The organism is Vibrio crassostreae (genome assembly GCF_024347415.1).
Taxonomy (GTDB): Bacteria; Pseudomonadota; Gammaproteobacteria; order Enterobacterales; family Vibrionaceae; genus Vibrio; species Vibrio crassostreae.
Genome location: NZ_AP025476.1, coordinates 2,459,143 through 2,477,323 on the forward strand (window position 1 = coordinate 2,459,143; position 18,181 = coordinate 2,477,323).

15 protein-coding genes are annotated in these 18,181 nt (G+C 45.5%); 12 read left to right on the top strand and 3 right to left on the bottom strand.

Annotated elements, in window-relative coordinates; translation table 11 throughout:
• The 8 genes from rsxB (at nt 1) to OC193_RS10925 (ending at nt 7,630) form a co-directional block, all read left to right on the top strand.
• On the top strand, nt 1-594 hold the full coding sequence (rsxB, locus tag OC193_RS10890) for an electron transport complex subunit RsxB (protein WP_004734040.1): 594 nt from the start codon (nt 1-3) through the stop codon (nt 592-594).
• 7 nt (nt 595-601) lie between these two features.
• On the top strand, nt 602-3,274 hold the full coding sequence (gene rsxC / locus OC193_RS10895; protein WP_048662062.1) for an electron transport complex subunit RsxC: 2,673 nt from the start codon (nt 602-604) through the stop codon (nt 3,272-3,274).
• Entirely contained in the window at nt 3,274-4,320 is a 1,047-nt protein-coding gene (gene rsxD / locus OC193_RS10900; protein ID WP_048662061.1) for an electron transport complex subunit RsxD, read from the top strand. The genes rsxC and rsxD overlap by 1 nt, the downstream gene beginning before the upstream one ends.
• Before the next feature lie 12 nt (nt 4,321-4,332).
• A complete protein-coding gene (gene rsxG, locus OC193_RS10905) occupies nt 4,333-4,962 on the top strand; it encodes an electron transport complex subunit RsxG (RefSeq protein WP_048662060.1) in 630 nt (209 codons plus the stop codon).
• A complete protein-coding gene (locus OC193_RS10910; protein ID WP_012603531.1) occupies nt 4,962-5,654 on the top strand; it encodes an electron transport complex subunit E in 693 nt (230 codons plus the stop codon). The genes rsxG and OC193_RS10910 overlap by 1 nt, the downstream gene beginning before the upstream one ends.
• Nucleotides 5,655-5,818: 164 nt before the next feature.
• Nucleotides 5,819-6,454, top strand: coding sequence for an endonuclease III (gene nth, locus OC193_RS10915; protein WP_048662059.1), 636 nt, complete (start codon nt 5,819-5,821; stop codon nt 6,452-6,454).
• Nucleotides 6,455-6,577: 123 nt separating this feature from the next.
• Nucleotides 6,578-6,994 carry a lactoylglutathione lyase gene (gene gloA / locus OC193_RS10920; RefSeq protein ID WP_004734046.1) on the top strand — a complete coding sequence of 139 codons (417 nt, stop codon included), beginning with the start codon at nt 6,578-6,580 and terminating at the stop codon, nt 6,992-6,994.
• A 201-nt stretch (nt 6,995-7,195) separates the two neighbouring features.
• Complete coding sequence (locus tag OC193_RS10925) at nt 7,196-7,630, top strand: DUF2753 domain-containing protein (RefSeq protein ID WP_004734047.1); 435 nt, start codon at nt 7,196-7,198, stop codon at nt 7,628-7,630.
• Between the two features lie 95 nt (nt 7,631-7,725).
• Here OC193_RS10925 and motY read toward each other — a convergent pair whose 3' ends face one another.
• Nucleotides 7,726-8,607, bottom strand: coding sequence for a flagellar protein MotY (motY, locus tag OC193_RS10930; protein ID WP_004734048.1), 882 nt, complete (start codon nt 8,605-8,607; stop codon nt 7,726-7,728).
• A 188-nt stretch (nt 8,608-8,795) separates the two neighbouring features.
• On the opposite strand from motY, the gene rnt reads away from it, so the two are divergent.
• The 4 genes from rnt (at nt 8,796) to OC193_RS10950 (ending at nt 16,995) form a co-directional block, all read left to right on the top strand.
• A complete protein-coding gene (rnt, locus tag OC193_RS10935; protein ID WP_017061178.1) occupies nt 8,796-9,440 on the top strand; it encodes a ribonuclease T in 645 nt (214 codons plus the stop codon).
• A 65-nt stretch (nt 9,441-9,505) separates the two neighbouring features.
• Entirely contained in the window at nt 9,506-10,831 is a 1,326-nt protein-coding gene (locus OC193_RS10940) for a Na+/H+ antiporter family protein (protein ID WP_048659751.1), read from the top strand.
• Nucleotides 10,832-11,255: 424 nt separating this feature from the next.
• The gene (locus tag OC193_RS10945; RefSeq protein ID WP_230682703.1) at nt 11,256-12,599 is read left to right on the top strand and encodes a response regulator; all 1,344 of its coding nucleotides are present in this window, start codon (nt 11,256-11,258) and stop codon (nt 12,597-12,599) included.
• 46 nt (nt 12,600-12,645) lie between these two features.
• Nucleotides 12,646-16,995 carry a transporter substrate-binding domain-containing protein gene (locus tag OC193_RS10950; protein WP_048662057.1) on the top strand — a complete coding sequence of 1,450 codons (4,350 nt, stop codon included), beginning with the start codon at nt 12,646-12,648 and terminating at the stop codon, nt 16,993-16,995.
• A gap of 42 nt (nt 16,996-17,037) precedes the next feature.
• On the opposite strand, the gene OC193_RS10955 is transcribed toward OC193_RS10950, so the two are convergent.
• Both OC193_RS10955 and OC193_RS10960 read right to left on the bottom strand, forming a co-directional pair.
• Nucleotides 17,038-17,667 carry a DsbA family protein gene (locus tag OC193_RS10955; RefSeq protein ID WP_048662056.1) on the bottom strand — a complete coding sequence of 210 codons (630 nt, stop codon included), beginning with the start codon at nt 17,665-17,667 and terminating at the stop codon, nt 17,038-17,040.
• A gap of 98 nt (nt 17,668-17,765) precedes the next feature.
• Nucleotides 17,766-18,104: a Grx4 family monothiol glutaredoxin gene (locus OC193_RS10960; RefSeq protein ID WP_004741702.1), complete on the bottom strand. Its 339-nt coding sequence runs from the start codon at nt 18,102-18,104 to the stop codon at nt 17,766-17,768.
• Between the last annotated feature and the right edge of the window lie 77 nt (nt 18,105-18,181).

Genomic DNA, 18,181 nt, shown 5'->3' on the forward strand with positions numbered 1-18,181 from the left:
ATGAGTACCATTTTAATTGCGATCATTGCGCTAGCCGTTTTAGCCGCTGTTTTTGGCGCTATTTTGGGCTTTGCTTCTATCCGATTTAAAGTAGAAGCTGATCCTATCGTTGATCAAATCGATACCATTTTACCGCAAACTCAATGTGGCCAATGTGGCTACCCGGGTTGTCGCCCATACGCAGAGGCGATCGCTAACGGAGACAAGATCAACAAATGTCCTCCAGGCGGCCAAGCAACTATTGAGAAGCTAGCAGACTTAATGGGCGTAGAGGTTGAAGACTCCGCTCATGACTTAGATAACAAAGTAAAAACCGTTGCTTTCATTCATGAAGATATGTGTATCGGCTGTACCAAGTGTATTCAAGCCTGTCCTGTTGACGCCATTGTTGGTGGCACCAAGGCACTACACACAGTTATCAAAGATGAATGTACAGGTTGTGATCTATGTGTCGCACCGTGCCCTACTGACTGTATCGAAATGATTCCAGTGGCAACAACGACTGAAAATTGGAAATGGCAGATGAACATCATTCCTGTTACAGATATCACTAACCAAGCAACTGATGCGACTGCGTCAGAGCCTAAGGCGTAGGGTTAGTATGATCTCTTTAATTGAACAAATTCGTACGGGCTCTATTTGGAACTTCCCGGGCGGTGTGCACCCTGCTGAAAACAAGAAACAGTCCAATACCACTGACATCGTTCATGCAAGGCTTCCTGAAGAAATCGTTCTTCCTGTAAAACAACACATCGGTAAGCCAGGTAACTTATTGGTTGCTGCGGGTGACACCGTGCTAAAAGGCCAACAACTGACAGCCTTGGACACAGGTTTTACTTTGCCAGTACATGCACCAACATCGGGTGTGATTACTGCTATCGAACCAAGAACTACCGCTCACCCTTCAGGCTTGAGCGAAATGTGCGTGGTCATTAAACCTGACGGCTTAGACACTTGGATCGAAAAACATCCAGTTGAAGACTTTTCAACAAAGACCTCAGACGAACTGCTTGATGTGATTCGTCAAGCTGGTATTTCAGGCATGGGCGGCGCAGGCTTCCCTACGGCTAAGAAGCTTCAGTCAGGCCTTGGTCGTACTGACATTTTGATCGTCAATGCTGCGGAATGTGAGCCTTACATCACCTCAGATGACAAGCTGCTTCAAGAACATGCCGAAGAAGTACTAAAAGGCATCGAAGTGGTTGAACACATCCTTCAACCAAAACTGACCGTGATTGGTATTGAAGACAACAAGCCAGACGCGATAAAAGCACTTGAGATTGCCGCGAAAGACAAAGATATCGTCATTCGTGTTATCCCAACCAAATACCCTTCAGGTGGTGAGAAACAGCTGATTAAGATCCTCACCAATAAAGAGGTTCCTGCTGGCGGCATCCCTGCGGATATAGGTGTTTTGGTTCAGAACGTTGGCTCTCTCTACTCAATTAAGAGAGCAGTAATCGACGGCGAACCTGTCGTTAACCGCGTTGTGACTTTAACCGGTAAGACTTTTAAGCAACCTCGTAACGTGTGGGCACTATTAGGTACACCTGTACACGAGTTGCTTGAAGAGTTTGGCTACAAAGCCGATAAAAAGCTGCCGCGTTTGATTTTGGGCGGCCCGATGATGGGCTTTACCTTGCCGCATGCCAATGTGCCGATCACTAAAACATCGAACTGTATTTTAGCGCCAACACGTCGTGAAATTGCACCAAGCACTTACGAAATGGAGTGCATTCGATGCAGTGCATGTGCTGAAGCTTGTCCAGCGTCACTGTTACCTCAACAGTTGCAATGGCATGCAAAAGCCAATGAGCTAGACAAGTGTGAAGAGCTAAATATTAAAGACTGTATTGAATGTGGTGCATGTGCATTTGTCTGCCCAAGCGAAATCCCTCTTGTTCAGTACTATCGCCAAGCAAAAGCTGAAATCAAAACTCGAAAAGATGAAGCCGCTGCTGCAGAGCGCGCCAAGATTCGCTTTGAAGAGAAGAACGCTCGTATGGAGCGTGATAAAGCCGAACGTGAAAACCGCTTTAAGAAAGCCGCAGATAACCGCCGTAAAGACATGAAAACATCCGGCGGTGATGATGCTATTGCTGCTGCGATTGCTCGTGTTAAAGCGCAAAAAGCCGCTGCGGATCAGGCTCCGAATGAAGAACCAGCAGTGAAACCTGCGGTTGCTGCCGCTATTGCGAAGGCAAAAGCGAAACAAGCTGCAGCTCAGAAAGCAGAAGGCGCTGAACCAGACAACTCTGAAATGTCAAAACTGCGCGAAGAGCGTAAACGACAAGCTCGAGAACGCAAAGCACAACAAGCAGCTGCTGACGCTCCAGATGAAAGCTCTGGCGAAGCCAAGAAAGATGCTGTCGCTGCTGCTATCGCTCGCGCTAAAGCTAAGAAAGTACAACAAGCGGAATCAGCTTCTGACGTTCCAACTGAAAGTACTGGCGATGCTAAGAAAGATGCCGTTGCTGCTGCAATAGCTCGTGCTAAAGCCAAGAAAGCACAACAAGCGGAATCTGCTGCTGACGCTCCGGTTGAAAGCTCTGGCGATGCCAAGAAAGATGCGGTCGCTGCCGCTATTGCGCGCGCCAAAGCGAAGAAAGCTCAACAAGCTGAATCGGCTGTTGACGCTCCAGCTGAAAGCTCTGGCGATGCTAAGAAAGACGCAGTTGCTGCGGCCATTGCTCGTGCTAAAGCCAGGAAAGCTCAACAAGCGGAGTCAGCTTCTGATGCTCCGGCTGAAAGTACTGGCGATGCCAAGAAAGATGCAGTTGCTGCCACTATCGCTCGCGCTAAAGCGAAGAAAGCGCAACAAGCTGAAGCCGTTACTCAAACAGAAAGTGAAACTCCGGTTGAAAGCTCTGGCGACGCTAAGAAAGACGCCGTTGCTGCAGCTATCGCTCGTGCCAAAGCGAAGAAGGCGCAGCAAGCGAAACAGGCTGAGACAGTAGAAACTCCTAAGCCAGTACTCGAAGTGGTAGCTGAAACTCAACCAGAAGCTGTCGATCCTAAGAAAGCTGCTGTTGCTGCCGCTATCGCACGCGCTAAAGCGAAGAAAGCACAGCAAGCTAAGCAGGTCGAAGCTCAAGAAGTCGCTCCCGAACCTGTGGCTGAACCTTTAGTTGAAAAAGAGACTGTGGTTGAAGCTGAGGCTCAATCAGAACCCGTCGACCCTAAGAAAGCAGCCATTGCTGCCGCAATTGCTCGTGCTAAAGCAAGAAAAGCGCAGCAAGAGCAAGATAAAAAGAACAATGAGGAGAAAGAGTAGTGGCCTTCTTTATCGCCAGCTCACCGCACGCACACAATCGTAGAAGCACCCCAGATCTCATGAAATGGGTGGCTATTTGTGCATTGCCAGGTCTACTAGCTCAAACCTACTTCTTTGGATGGGGTACGCTCATCCAGTTAGTATTTGCTATCGCACTTGCTGTTACCTTTGAAGCAGCCGTAATGCTGTTGAGAAAACGTCCACCAGTAATGGCGCTACGTGATTACAGTGCTGTTGTTACTGCTTGGCTACTCAGTGTCGCTATTCCTCCACACTCACCGTGGTGGGTTCTAGTGATAGGTATGTTCTTCGCAATTATCATCGCTAAGCACCTATATGGCGGCCTTGGGCAAAATCCATTTAACCCAGCGATGGTCGCTTACGTTGTTTTGTTGATCTCATTCCCAGTTCAAATGACCAGTTGGAATGCACCGACCAGTTTAACAGCTGAAGCAACGAGTTTTGTTGACTCATTTTTGATGATCTTTACAGGCTTCAACAATGAGGGGCTGTCTCTACAGCAAGCTCGTTTAGGTATAGATGGCACCACAATGGCGACGCCGCTTGATGCATTTAAAACCGCATTAACGGCAGGCAACACCGCTTCTGAAGCTCTGTCTCAACCGCAATTCAGCTGGCTAGCTGGCGTGGGTTGGGAGTGGGTGAACCTTGCCTACCTAATTGGTGGCTTGGTACTTATTAAGCAACGCGTGATTCAATGGCATATTCCTGTGGCTTTCATCGGCAGCCTTGCGCTGTTTAGCCTAGTGTTCTTAATCTTAACTCCAGGTGAAACTGCTTCTCCAACCATTCATCTATTGTCTGGTGCGACTATGCTAGGCGCATTTTTCATTGCGACCGACCCAGTTTCAGCATCAACAACAGTGAAAGGTCGCTTAGTGTTTGGCGCTCTGATCGGCGGTTTGGTATTTATCATCCGCAGTTGGGGTGGTTTCCCTGATGGCGTGGCGTTTGCTGTATTGTTAGCCAACATGTGTGTTCCACTGATTGACTACTACACCAAACCTCGTACATACGGTCACTAAGGAGCGGATGCCATGCTAAATGCAATTAAGAAAAACGGCCTTGTACTCGCGATTTTTGCGTGTGCATCGACAGGTTTAGTGGCGGTAACCCACTACCTAACAAAAGATCAGATCAAACAGCAAGAACAGGCTCAGTTACTGTCTGTTCTTAACCAAGTGATCCCGCACGATCTTCACGACAACGAACTGTTTTCGTCTTGTACTTTAGTACAAGCAGAAGAGCTTGGTACTGAGCAAGCGATGCCAGCTTACATCGCTAAACTTAACGGTGAGCCAAGCGCGATTGCGATCGAAGCGATTGCACCAGACGGCTACAATGGCGCGATTAAAGTCATTGTTGGAATGAAGATCGACGGTACTATTTTAGGTACTCGTGTGCTTTCTCACCAAGAAACGCCAGGTTTGGGTGATAAGATTGATTTGCGTGTAAGTGATTGGATTCTTTCGTTTGCAGGCAAACAAGTAACAGATTCTAATCTTGACCGTTGGAAGGTTCGTAAAGACGGTGGTGACTTTGACCAGTTTACTGGCGCGACCATTACTCCTAGAGCGGTCGTGAAATCTGTCAAACAAGCGGTTCAGTACGTTAACCAAAACAACCAAGCATTGCTTGCTCAACCTCTAAATTGTGGTGGTGAATAATGAGTGACCATAAAACACTGATCAAAAATGGCATGTGGGCCAATAACCCCGCCCTAGTGCAACTTCTTGGGTTATGTCCACTGCTGGCTGTATCGTCAACAGTCACTAACGCGCTTGGGCTCGGCATTGCTACCTTACTTGTACTGGTCGGCTCAAACGTTTCTGTTTCTTTGGTTCGTAACCATGTACCAAAAGAAGTGCGTATCCCAGTATTCGTAATGATCATTGCATCGCTAGTAACGTGTGTTCAACTACTGATGAACGCATACGCCTATGGGCTTTACCTATCTTTGGGTATATTTATCCCGCTGATCGTAACCAACTGTATAATCATCGGTCGTGCAGAGGCCTTCGCTTCAAAAAATGAAGTGCTACCAGCGGCTCAAGATGGTTTTTGGATGGGTCTAGGCATGACATCAGTATTGGTCGTGTTAGGTGCGATGCGTGAGATTATTGGTAACGGGACCCTATTTGATGGCGCAGACCTGCTGCTTGGTGACTGGGCTTCTGTGTTACGAATCCAGATATTCCAATTTGATAACAGCTTCTTGTTAGCCCTGCTTCCACCGGGTGCCTTTATTGGTGTTGGTTTCTTAATTGCTTTGAAAAACATCATCGATAACCAAGCAAAATCTAGACAACCAAAACAAGAGAAACCAGTCATTGAACGCGCTCGCGTTACCAATGCCTAATAAGTTAAATTAGCTTAAACCCCGCTGAGCTAGCTCAATCACTCAGCGGGGGAAATCAGATCTAAACATTATATATAATAATGACGCTCATAAGAGCACGTAACCGATGATAAAGAAGAAGCAATCCAAGCTTCATGCCCTAACTATTTGAAAGTAATGTCGCTATGAACAATGTAAAACGAGTAGAAATACTTGAGCGTTTAAGAGAAAACAATCCAAAGCCAGAGACTGAGCTTAACTGGAACAGCCCTTTCGAGTTGCTGATCGCGGTACTTTTATCAGCACAGGCCACCGATGTCAGTGTCAACAAAGCCACGGATAAGCTTTACCCAGTCGCTAATACTCCACAAGCCATTTTCGACCTAGGTGTTGATGGCTTAAAAGAGTACATCAAGACAATCGGCCTATTTAATTCAAAAGCAGAAAACACGATCAAGACGTGTCGTATGCTGCTTGACCTGCACAATGGTGAAGTACCGGAAAATCGCGCTGCATTAGAAGCCCTTCCAGGCGTTGGTCGTAAAACAGCAAACGTAGTGTTAAATACCGCTTTCGGTTGGCCAACCATTGCCGTTGATACTCACATCTACCGTGTATCAAACCGCACTAAGTTAGCAATGGGCAAAACGGTCGACGATGTTGAAGCTAAGCTGCTCAAAGTCATTCCAAAAGAATTCAAACTGGATGTCCACCATTGGCTCATTCTTCATGGACGTTACACCTGTGTCGCACGTAAACCACGCTGTGGCAGCTGTATCATTGAAGACCTCTGTGAGTTCAAAGAGAAGACAGACGTCTAGACTAGCTCTAAGCGAAAGAAGCTAAGAAGCTAAGAAGCTAAGAAGCTAAATATCGCCGTGTTTTTCTCGCGGCAGAAAACAGAATTACAAAAACGTAAACATAGTTAAAGCTAGGAGCAAATCATGTCAAACGGTCGTATTTTACACACCATGCTACGCGTCGGTGATCTAGACAAGTCTATCGAGTTCTACACCAATGTAATGGGCATGCAGCTATTACGTAAGAACGAAAACAAAGAGTACGAATACACACTGGCTTTCGTTGGCTTTGGTGACGAATCTCAAGGTGCTGTGATTGAGCTGACTTACAACTGGGGCACGACTGAATATGACCTTGGCTCAGCTTTTGGTCACGTTGCTATCGGTGTTGATGACATCTACACAACGTGTGATGCGATTAAAGCAGCAGGCGGTAATGTGACACGTGAAGCTGGCCCGGTTAAAGGCGGCTCTACTCACATCGCATTCGTTAAAGATCCTGACGGTTACATGATTGAGCTTATTCAGAACAAACAAGCAAGTGCCGGTCTAGAAGGTTAATTCCTCAACCTCTTTGCGAATTTGGGCTTGAACGCCTGATGAAATGAAAAAAAGAAGTGAGCACTGTGCTCGCTTCTTTTTTATGTTTCCACGCACGAACAATACCCTTCACCAATTATTATTAACAATCTCACCAATGAAACTTTACATGGTAATGATTATCATTTAAATTAAAAACCTATTGATTAGTGAGGTAATACAATGATTAGCGAATGGGAAAAACACACGTTACTTGCCGATACTGCATTGCAGCTCGACGATCCTGTACGAAGTATTCTCCACTATCAGCAAGCATTGAACTTGAGCGAAGAAATCACTGAGCGTACCGATATTCAGGCTGACGAACGCCTACTGATCTCTGTGATCTCTTGCCACAATCTCGCGCAATTCTGGCGATGGGCTGGTGATACCGAATACGAGCTCAAGTATCTTCAATTGGCTTCAGAAAAAGTGCTGACACTGATCCCGCAGTGCCCAAACACTCAATGTTCCAGCTTTATCGATTCTATTGGTTGCTGTAAGAAAGCGCTGATCGATTTCATGAAACGCCATCCCAATCCTAAAATTGCTTCTATGGTAGAAAAGATCGATACCGCGACCAACTGTGAAATGATCGCTCGTTTCCGCTTGAACTAAACGAGTTGCGTTTAGACAATGGCTCCAAATTTTAAAGACAAAAAAGCCCGTCATTACGACGGGCTATCTGATTTCAAAACAAGCAATTATTCTGCTTAAACCTGCGTACGACCTAAAGAGATAACAACGCGTCGGTTCTTGTCTTTACCAATTGGCGAATTGTTGTCTGCAATCGGGCGACGTTTACCATAGCCCTGAACTTGGATACGATCTTCTGGCAAGCCTAAAGATTTGAAGTACTCTCTTAACGATTCCGCTCTGCGCTCTGAAAGGTTTTGGCTAATACCTTTGCTGTCGACAGAATCGGTGTACGTTGCCACCAGCACAAGATCGATGTCTTGGTTATAGCGAACGTAATCGGCGATCTGGCTCAGCCTTTTGCGCGACGACTTGTTCAGCTGATCACTGTTACGGTCATAGTGCAAAATAGTGAAAGAGATATCTTCAAAGCTGTAAGGCAGCAGGTTAGCAACACAGTCACTGAACACATTGTATTTTTCTTGGAATAACACCGACGACAGCGACACTTCGATTCGCTGGTCGCGGCTCTGCCACTCTTGGTAACTGAATGTCGGGTAGCGCCCTTTCTCCAACTCACTCAAGATTCCCCACGCCGTTTGACCGCCAACGTAGCCATCAAATTGTTGGAAGAACTTAATGGTTGTCATGCGATCAGCACTTTCACCCGGACGCCAAGGTGGCGGCATCGAAATCAAGCTGACATTACGCGTAGCACCCATCGGGCGACGCATTTTAAGCTCAAAGTCCAAAATGATTTTCTTACTCGCGCGAGATGAGAACTCAGCATCACCAAAATTTGGGATAGGGTGAACCAAGCGGCATTCGAGTGGCGTGTTGGCCACCATCTCCCACGTTGACTGTTGAGGAGATGCTCCGTAACGCTTTTCTTGTGCCATTACTGGTGACGACATAAGTAGCGAAAATAGCATTGAACCTGTTATGAGTTGTTTCTTCATAAAGTGGAGTATCTCTTAAGCAATTCGTTTAACAATGCAGCCAATTGCCGCATTTTTCTCTCACGTTTAAATATGCAATTATCAAGCCGCAATGGATTAGGTAATTTATGATTTATTGCCCTTCCCTAGTTTTTATCACTGCTATTATCTGCAATAATGCAGCCTTAATCACACTTATTTGGGCTAACATGACTGTAGAAAACGAAGCTCTGACCCTAAAAAAACGCTTTCGTGGCTATTTTCCAGTGGTCATCGACGTGGAAACCGCAGGGTTTAACGCTGAAACCGATGCATTATTAGAAATCTGTGCCATTACGTTAAAAATGGATGAGAACGGAGATCTGCACCCTGCATCAACGCTTCATTTTCACATTGAGCCTTTTGAAGGCGCAAATATAGAGCAGGCAGCATTAGACTTTAACGGAATTAAAGACCCATTTAGCCCATTACGTGGTGCTGTGTCGGAACAAGAAGCCCTTAAAGAAATCTACAAGCTAGTGAGAAAAGAACAAAAAGCTTCAGATTGCAGTCGCGCAATCATGGTTGCTCACAACGCTACATTCGATTTGAACTTCGTTAATGCGGCAAGTGAGCGCTGTAAGCTTAAACGCGTCCCTTTCCATCCATTTGCTACTTTTGACACTGCAGCTCTTAGTGGTCTTGCCTACGGTCAAACCGTTTTGGCTAAAGCTTGCCGCACTGCAGGGATGGAATTTGACAACAAAGAAGCACACTCTGCTTTGTATGATACGCAAAAAACCACAGAGTTATTTTGCGGCATTGTAAACAAATGGAAAGCCCTTGGTGGTTGGCCTCTTGTTGACGAAGAATAAAAAATAGAGTCGGTAAACGTTCACTCGTATTGCCTTCATAAAAAACACAACATCCCGAGAATAATATGAATCCTGTTGTAATTTCAGTTTGCATCATGCTTGTTTTAGCTTTGATGCGCGTAAACGTAGTCGTTGCTCTCACGTTCAGCGCAATTATCGGTGGCGTAGCCTCTGGTATGGGCTTGAACGACGCAGTCGCGGCTTTCGAAAGTGGATTAGGTGGCGGTGCAACTATCGCACTTAGCTACGCTATGCTTGGTACATTCGCTGTTGCTATCTCACGTTCTGGTATAACGGATCTCCTTGCTCAAAGTGTTATCAAACGCATTCATGGCAAAGAGAACAGTGCAGCATCGACTGGTCTTAAATACGGCATCCTTGCGTCGTTGATCTTAGTGACCATGTCTTCACAAAACGTGATTCCTGTACATATCGCCTTCATCCCAATCTTAATCCCACCTCTACTAGGCGTATTCGCAAAAATGAACCTAGACCGTCGTCTAGTTGCGTGTGTGCTTACTTTTGGTCTGATTACGCCTTACATGGTGTTACCGATTGGTTTTGGCGGCATCTTCCTAAACAACATCCTGCTTAAAAACCTTCACGACAATGGTCTTGAAAACGTTGTAGCGAGCCAAGTACCTATGGCAATGTTGTTACCAGCAGCAGGCATGATCTTCGGCCTTCTTACCGCAGTATTCTTTACTTACCGTAAGCCTCGCCAATACAAAGAAACCTCTCACACTGTTGTTTCAACAGAAGTGAAAGAGATCAACAAGAAGCACATCCTAGTTGCAGCGGCTGGTATCGTAGCAGCGCTAACAGTTCAACTGTCGACGGGTTCTATGATCATCGGTGCTCTAGCGGGCTTCATGGTATTTACCTTCGGTGGCGTCATTGCTTGGAAAGAGACACAAGATGTTTTCACCAAGGGCGTTCATATGATGGCAATGATCGGTTTCATCATGATTGCAGCGGCAGGTTTCGCGGCAGTTATGAAGCAAACGGGTGGCGTTGAATCTCTGGTTGAAGCTCTTTCAACTAGCATCGGTGACAATAAACCACTAGCAGCGCTACTTATGCTAGTGGTTGGTCTACTGGTAACAATGGGCATTGGTTCTTCGTTCTCTACGATTCCAATCCTTGCAACTATCTACGTTCCACTAGCAGCAGCATTTGGTTTCTCACCAATGGCAACGATCGCTCTAGTAGGTACAGCAGCAGCACTTGGTGATGCAGGTTCTCCGGCTTCTGACTCAACATTAGGTCCAACGTCTGGTCTAAATGCTGATGGTCAACATGAGCACGTATGGGAAACCGTAGTACCGACGTTCTTGCACTACAACATCCCACTGATCGTATTCGGTTGGATTGCAGCCATGGTTCTGTAGTTAAACAGTCCTACGCTCACTTTTATAAAGACCGCCTCGTGCGGTCTTTTTTGTATTTAGCCTCTTTCCGTCCTTTATATCTAACTTTAGAAACACGCTAACCTTCTGAACCAACATCACTTTCTATACATTATCCCGTTCGCATTGATATGCAACTCATGGCTATTCGTTAAATTCACTTCTACACTTAAGTGTTTAATAAATAAGCCGCTAATTCATAGAGAATACCAATCACAATAAGTAAATGATCAGAAATAGCGCAGGAAAAAGGTTCGAGAACAAGGCAGATTTTTTGGTAAGTAGTTATTCTACAATCAAAAATTCTAACGCAGTTATCGAGCGTTTTAACCAGCTAGGATGATTAGTTGTTTACTACGATTGGTGTAATAAAGTGGCAAGACTCAATACGTCAGAAGGCTACTATATGGATATACTCGCCCGTTCGCGCTATCTCATCATTGATGACAGCAGTGTGATTCAAAGTGCAACACGCGCACTGCTTATCAAGTTAGGCGTACCAAATAACAATGTAATTAGTGCTTCCAATGCACAAAATGCGATTGGGGCTTGCCGCACACATCGGTTCGATATCTTATTGATTGACCACGATTTAGGCTCAGGAAGTAATGGCTTACAACTGCTTGAGTTTTTGCAGCAAAAAGAATTGATCAAGCCACAAACGATTGTCTTTATCGTCACTGGTAATGACAGCCAAGACATCTTCTTTGGTTATGCTAACTTCGAGCCTGATGGTTACTTGATTAAGCCAATACGCGCAGATGACATAATAAAAAGAGTCACCTCTGCACTCTCTCGACAGCAATACTTTTCAACATTAGAACAGGCCTATCTCAAGAACGGACTCAACGCGGTAAAGCCACTCTTTGGACAAGCACCTGACCCATCAACATTGAAAGATGCCATTATCTATATGGCGAATATTCTGATAAAAAACCAACACCTCGATGAAGCACAAGCCATGTTGAATGGGCTGCTGCAGCTTCATGATTACCAGCCTGCAAAGATCAAGCTCGTTGAAATCCATATCGCCAAACAGCATTATCACGACGCCCTCAGTCAAATAGATGGCCTGATTGAAGACAACCCTCGCAATATCAAGCTACAACAGCTTAAGGTTAAAATCTGCTTAAATACCAGTGACTTCGAGTCAGCCAACACGCTCATTGAGCAAGTGCTCACCGTCAATGGCAGCAACATCGAACTGACCAACACCATGGTTTGGCTTCAATTGCTCGATAACAATGTCGAACAAGCGACTCTGTACCTCAAATCGCTAGCCCAATTAGTCCCGCATTCGATTTGGGACTCAGCAGGTAAGCGAGCACTTATCTTGTGGGTAGACAGTTTAGCCCTCTCTCAAAAAGAGTTAGTAAACTGGAAGCCAGAAGCCGCTTGGCAAAGGCTCTCTCACTCCGAAAAATCGAATGCGCTTAGTAAACCACTATTGAAGCTTTGCCGTACCTTGCAGCTCATTCAACTTGATCAGCAAGAGGTTGCGAAAGAGCGTATTGAGAGCATCTCAATGAATGAGTTCTCAGACAATGATGTCGAAGCCTTCTTCTTGTTGGCATTGTGTTATCAAACCTTGGGCCTACAAGACAAGCTCGAGCAAATTAAGCGCCAAATTGAGATCCACCTAAAAGCAGACCAAACCAGCCTCGCCCTTTTGCAGCGTATGGCATTACAGCAAGCAGACAATTTTGCATTACCCACACTAACCAAAAAGCCTTTGGCCGCCGTTAGTTGAGCACACAGTCAAACCCAAATGAATACGTAAACGACAGGATGTCTTTATGCAGAACAATGCTACAAAAACGAAAACGGGGTGTGTCGCCTTTCTATTGAGTTGCCTTACGGTATTCATGTGGCCACTGCAGATCCTTGCTGAAAGCAAACCTTTAGAAAACTCGTCGAATAACCAAGTTGTATTACGTGTCGGCCTGCCTTCTTACAACATGGTTCCTTATAGCTATCAACATCAAACTCCCTCTGGGAACAGAGTTTCAGAAGGGCTACTTATCAGCATGTTGGATGAGGTATCGGCAAACGCAGGCTTCAAATATCAGATTGAGCTGTACCCAACATTTAGCGGCGTACTTAGTGCATTTGAAAAGGGTGAATTAGATTTGTTGGTCGGTGTCTCTTCGACCAAAGAGCGCCAAGAATACATGACCTTTAGTGAACCCATGTTCTCGATTCGACGAGCGGTCATTACTCAAAACCTGAAAATAAACGACTTGAGTGAACTGGCAACCGCAAACTTAGCGCTAGAGAAAGGGTTTGCGCTCAATGATCTTCTTCCTAGCCTGCTTCCTGATAGTCGAATTACAACATTAGACAGCACGCAAGCGGCCTTCACGGCGATTGAAGATAATCGTGTCGACGCTTACATTGGGGATGCGCTTGCCCTTTCTGCGCTGCTACGTGAACAGCCTAAAGACTCACTCACACTATCAGTCCTTCCTGATCTGCCAGCTGACCACTTGCACTTCGCCGTCAAAAAAGGAAAACATAAACTACTCAGCCGAATCAACTTTGCTTTAGAGGACATCAAGCAAGGTTCGCTGCAGTCGATTTACAATCAATGGCTTGCCCCATCTCAACACTCGATGTTGCTGGACTATGGAACATTGAACTTAACCCAAGACGAAAAGAACTGGCTTGATAAAAACCCTTCCATCCCTGTAGGCACACACTCCAATTGGTATCCTTACGACTTTACCAATGAGCAACAGCAACACTCCGGCTTATCTGCTGACGTCTTAAATCTAATAAGTAATGTGCTCGGCGTGTCATTTGAAAGTACCACTTACCTAACCCCAGAAGCAGCCGAGGTCGCGTTCAATAATGGTGAGACAATGGTGCTAACCAACATCACGCCAACCACAGATAAAACGCGATACATGGACTTCACTCAAGCCTACAGTTTTGAACCATGGGTGTTATTGAGTCGATCTGATCGGTTAGGCAACTTTGCGCCAAGTGGCACCGAAGCGATTGGTATGATTGAAGATTCTGGAGGCACAACAGTTCTACCTTCTCTCTGCCTGACTTGCCAAGCCGTCCCTTACATCAATCACGTGAGCGCTTTCCAAGCATTACAGAAAGACGAGATCAGTTTCGCGCTCGCTTCACTTCATCATGCTGCACCTTTATTGCATCAAGACTATGTTGGGCAATTTAAAATCACTGGCACCATTAATGAGCAAAACAGCGCTCCTTTAGCTCTCGCGGTCAACTTCCGCCATCCCATGCTACTGAGCATTATCAACAAAGCCATTAGCGCATTGCCTGCCAATGAACTTGAGCGCTTGGAAAATAAATGGCTGACCTATGAATACCAAGAAGGCTTGTCGCCACGTGAAGTGGCTAAATGGTCGGTGATCATCGGGCTTGGGATCTTTATAGTCATCTTCGTGATCGTATTCTGGAATCGCAAGATGGCAGCGGAAATCGAGCAGCGAAAAGTCGCAGAACAACGGGCCAAAGCAGCGGAAGCCCATTTACAAACCCTGGCCGACAACATTGATGGGGTTGTGCTTAAACATATTCAAACAAACCTCGGGCAGCCTTTGAATATCCAGTTTAGCTTCGTCAGTGCCGGTGTAACCGATATGTTCGGCTTATCCGTGGATAGCGTAAAAGAGCACCCTCAACACCTGTTTGATCTTATCTCAGACGAGGACTTGCCCCAATTTGAAACCAGTATGCTCGAAGCTATTGAATCTGGGCATTGGGAAAGCGAACAACAAGTACAACTAGCGTCTGGTGAAGCGAAATGGGTGAAATTTAATAGCCAAGTATCGAGCGGCCAAGCCATTGAGTGGAACACGGTGATAACAGACATCACCCTGCTGAAAAAACAGCAACAGGCTTTAGACAACGCTCGCCAGAAAGCAGAAAGTGCCACCGCCGCTAAGTCTCAGTTCCTAGCAACTATCAGTCATGAGGTTCGCACCCCAATCAGTGGGATCTTAGGGCTATTAGAGTTAATGCAGGAACATCAGCTGAGTGAAGAGTTGCTGAACTTACACGGTGGATTGAATCAGTCTGCTCGTAACTTACTGCACATCGTTAATGACGTACTCGATTACTCCAAGATTGAAGCGGGAAAACTAGAACTTAACCCTACCGAGATTGAATTAGGCAAAGTATTAGCGCGCATCGTACAACCGCAATCCATTCATGCACAACAAAAAGGCTTGGCCTTCCACTATTGGCAAGACCCAAACCTCGCTCAGTGGTTGTTTGCAGACGACATACGACTCCACCAGATCCTGAATAACTTCCTCAATAATGCGATTAAGTTCACCGAGCATGGGACAATATCGTTACATGTTGATGTGATTGAACAGAACGAACATCAGCAGAAAATTAGCCTCACTGTCTCAGATACAGGTATTGGTATCCCGAAAGACAGACAACAAAGTTTATTCCAGCCTTTTGAACAAGCCGACAAAACCACCAGCCGCCGTTTTGGGGGCACAGGGCTTGGGCTGTCTATCGCTTTGAAGTTGATTGAACAGATGAATGGCACCATAGAGTTGTCGAGTGAAGAAGGAAAAGGCAGCCACTTTACGGTTACCGTTACTCTCCCAACTTGTACTCCTGAACAGGCAGTCAACAACGCTTTGGCTCTGCCACAAACTTTACTCTGCACTTCGGATGTTGAAAATACTATTGAACTAGGTGTGGGCAATCACTCTCACGAGGTGTATGTGGTTGGTTACGTTCTGCAACAAGAAGAGCTGTGCCGATATCTGAAACACTTCGGCCTTGAACCAAAGGTTCTGCATATTAATCAAAAGCACCTGCTCAAAGAGATGGTCGTCAAACATCAGCCAAAACACATCTTTGTTGCGATGTCTGTATGGCAGCAACTGGCGATTACCGATGCCTGGATTCAACAACATACAAGCTCAACACGCTTCACGGTGATCAACCAAAATCCAATGCTCTCGCCTGAGCCTTTAGGCAACTCTTGGTGCTTGTCGGTCAATCCGCTGCTACCCGATAACCTTGTGCATGTTCTAACGAAACCCGTCAGTCACGACAATCTAATCTCACCAGTGGATAGCGAAGCTAAAGCGCCTATCGCTGAAGAGACTCGCGAACAAGCTGAGAACAATGGTAGGCTGATTCTGGTCGCGGAAGATCACCCTATCAACCAGCAAGTCATCGCTAAGCAACTTGAAAATATTGGCGTCCATGCCGACATAGTTGATAACGGAGTGCTGGCTCTGAATGCCTTGAAAGATAAACGCTATGGGCTATTGCTAACCGATTGCCACATGCCCGAAATGGACGGATACACACTTGCATCAAGCATTCGCCAAATAGAACAACGCAAAGAGGAACTTAACCAAGAGACTCAAAGACTGCCAATCGTCGCATTAACAGCAAATGCCGTACAAGGTGAGGATGCTAACTGTTATGCTCACGGCATGGATGACTTCTTAGTTAAGCCTGTGTCCATTAAGCAAATGAAGCTGACCATTGAGAAGTGGTTGCCCGCAATAAACGATTCCGTTCCAACACCTGAATACGATATTTCTGATTCAGAAAAACCAGATTCACACAGTCAGGACACAAGCTCTTCGTCAGACTCTTTACCTGCGGATCAAGAAGCCAATGAATTTTCGATGCTGTTCCAAGATATTGAACAGAGCTTTGCGGAAGTGGAGATCAGTAACCCATCAGAGCCTAGCCAAGAGGTTACTCCTGCTAGCCCTCAAGACTCATTCAATCTTACTAACAATCAAGTTATCGACTACGCCGCGCTCTACGAGCTATTTGAAGATCACGATGTCGTAATGACCTTACTCGATGAGTTTGCCGCAAGCTTTATTGAAGATAATGAACGGATAAAAACATATTGGGCGAGCAAGGAATACAAGGAACTAAAAACCACAGCGCACCGACTTAAAGGCGCAGCGAAAATGGTCGCATGTGACAGGATTGCTTCTCCGCTCGCAATCATTGAGGCACGAGCAAACGACCTGGTAACCGAAGACACGGACTTAGAGCAAGTCGAATCAAAAATTGAAGCGTCAATCGAGGAAGTGAATTCCACATTTGAACGATTTACTGAGGAAATAAACCAACTACGTCAGACAAAAGAAAAGGCTTACTCTTATGAGTAAGCCTTAGAAGTCATTGCGCCAATACAGACAACTCTCGCTGAATTACGCAGCGGGAGCATTACTCACTAGAATTTCGCGAATAGACTTAAGCGTTGCTTCCGTTGAATGGTAATCCAATTCAACTTCACTAAAGATGCCGTTCACTTCAAGCATTAAAGTCGGATAAGAGAATACTCCCATCGCATCTTTAAAGCCTAACTGGTCATCTAACTCACTTTCCAATAACTTGCTAGAAAGGTCATTTTCAAACTGTTGAACATTCATACCTAGCTCTTCAGCCAACTGCAGATGCGTTTCTTGGCTATGTGGCAACATCGCACGAAGATAATAAGCATGTTGAATCGCTTCAAGCATCGCTTCGTAGTGGTCTTGAAAACCAGCGGCAATCACAGCACGGCATGCAGGGTAAGTACTACGAACAGGTTGGCACTCAGTCCAAAATTCATGGTTAAACTCAGTCCCTAGTTTAGCTTCGATTTGCTTCCAAATCGCTTGCAGCTTGCCTTTCATCTCTTCTGACATTGGCTCATCAGAATCCGGGGCCAAACCACCCACTACATAGTTAAACTCAATGCTCGCAGGCAATTGTTGTTTCAATAACTCAAGTGTTGGCTTGTAACCCCAACACCAGCTGCACATTGGATCATGCACATAATGAAGTTTTACGTTCATTGTTCATTCCTTATCGAGTCAATGATTCGATCAATTCAAACAAAAAAGGAGCCTAATTAAGGCCCCTCATTTTAACTATTCAGCGCAAAGGCTAGAACTTATTCAGCGTCATCGCCAGCAACTTTAGCCGCTGCTTCTTTGATGATTGGCTGAAGTTCGCCTTTTTGGAACATCTCAAGAATAATGTCACAACCACCGATTAGCTCACCTTCAACCCAAAGTTGTGGGAAAGTTGGCCATTGTGCGTAAGCAGGAAGCTCTGCACGGATATCAGGGTTTTGTAGGATATCTACGTAAGCAAATTTTTCGCCACATGCCATTAGAGCTTGAGACGCTTGAGAAGAGAAACCACAGCTAGGTAGCTTAGGAGAACCTTTCATGTACAGTAGAATAGTGTTTTCTTCAATTTGCTGTTTGATTTTATCGATAGTTTCCATTGCTTCCTCGTTAATGGATTACGGCTTTTATTGCCTTTATTCTACCCCAAACCAAAAGAATAAAAACCATATAAAAA

Coding starts and splice junctions, on each gene's coding strand:
- rsxB (WP_004734040.1), top strand. CDS start 1: ATGAGTACCATTTTAATTGCGATCATTGCGCTAGCCGTTTTAGCCGCT.
- rsxC (WP_048662062.1), top strand. CDS start 602: ATGATCTCTTTAATTGAACAAATTCGTACGGGCTCTATTTGGAACTTC.
- rsxG (WP_048662060.1), top strand. CDS start 4,333: ATGCTAAATGCAATTAAGAAAAACGGCCTTGTACTCGCGATTTTTGCG.
- OC193_RS10910 (WP_012603531.1), top strand. CDS start 4,962: ATGAGTGACCATAAAACACTGATCAAAAATGGCATGTGGGCCAATAAC.
- nth (WP_048662059.1), top strand. CDS start 5,819: ATGAACAATGTAAAACGAGTAGAAATACTTGAGCGTTTAAGAGAAAAC.
- gloA (WP_004734046.1), top strand. CDS start 6,578: ATGTCAAACGGTCGTATTTTACACACCATGCTACGCGTCGGTGATCTA.
- OC193_RS10925 (WP_004734047.1), top strand. CDS start 7,196: ATGATTAGCGAATGGGAAAAACACACGTTACTTGCCGATACTGCATTG.
- motY (WP_004734048.1), bottom strand. CDS start 8,607: ATGAAGAAACAACTCATAACAGGTTCAATGCTATTTTCGCTACTTATG.
- rnt (WP_017061178.1), top strand. CDS start 8,796: ATGACTGTAGAAAACGAAGCTCTGACCCTAAAAAAACGCTTTCGTGGC.
- OC193_RS10940 (WP_048659751.1), top strand. CDS start 9,506: ATGAATCCTGTTGTAATTTCAGTTTGCATCATGCTTGTTTTAGCTTTG.
- OC193_RS10945 (WP_230682703.1), top strand. CDS start 11,256: ATGGATATACTCGCCCGTTCGCGCTATCTCATCATTGATGACAGCAGT.
- OC193_RS10950 (WP_048662057.1), top strand. CDS start 12,646: ATGCAGAACAATGCTACAAAAACGAAAACGGGGTGTGTCGCCTTTCTA.
- OC193_RS10955 (WP_048662056.1), bottom strand. CDS start 17,667: ATGAACGTAAAACTTCATTATGTGCATGATCCAATGTGCAGCTGGTGT.
- OC193_RS10960 (WP_004741702.1), bottom strand. CDS start 18,104: ATGGAAACTATCGATAAAATCAAACAGCAAATTGAAGAAAACACTATT.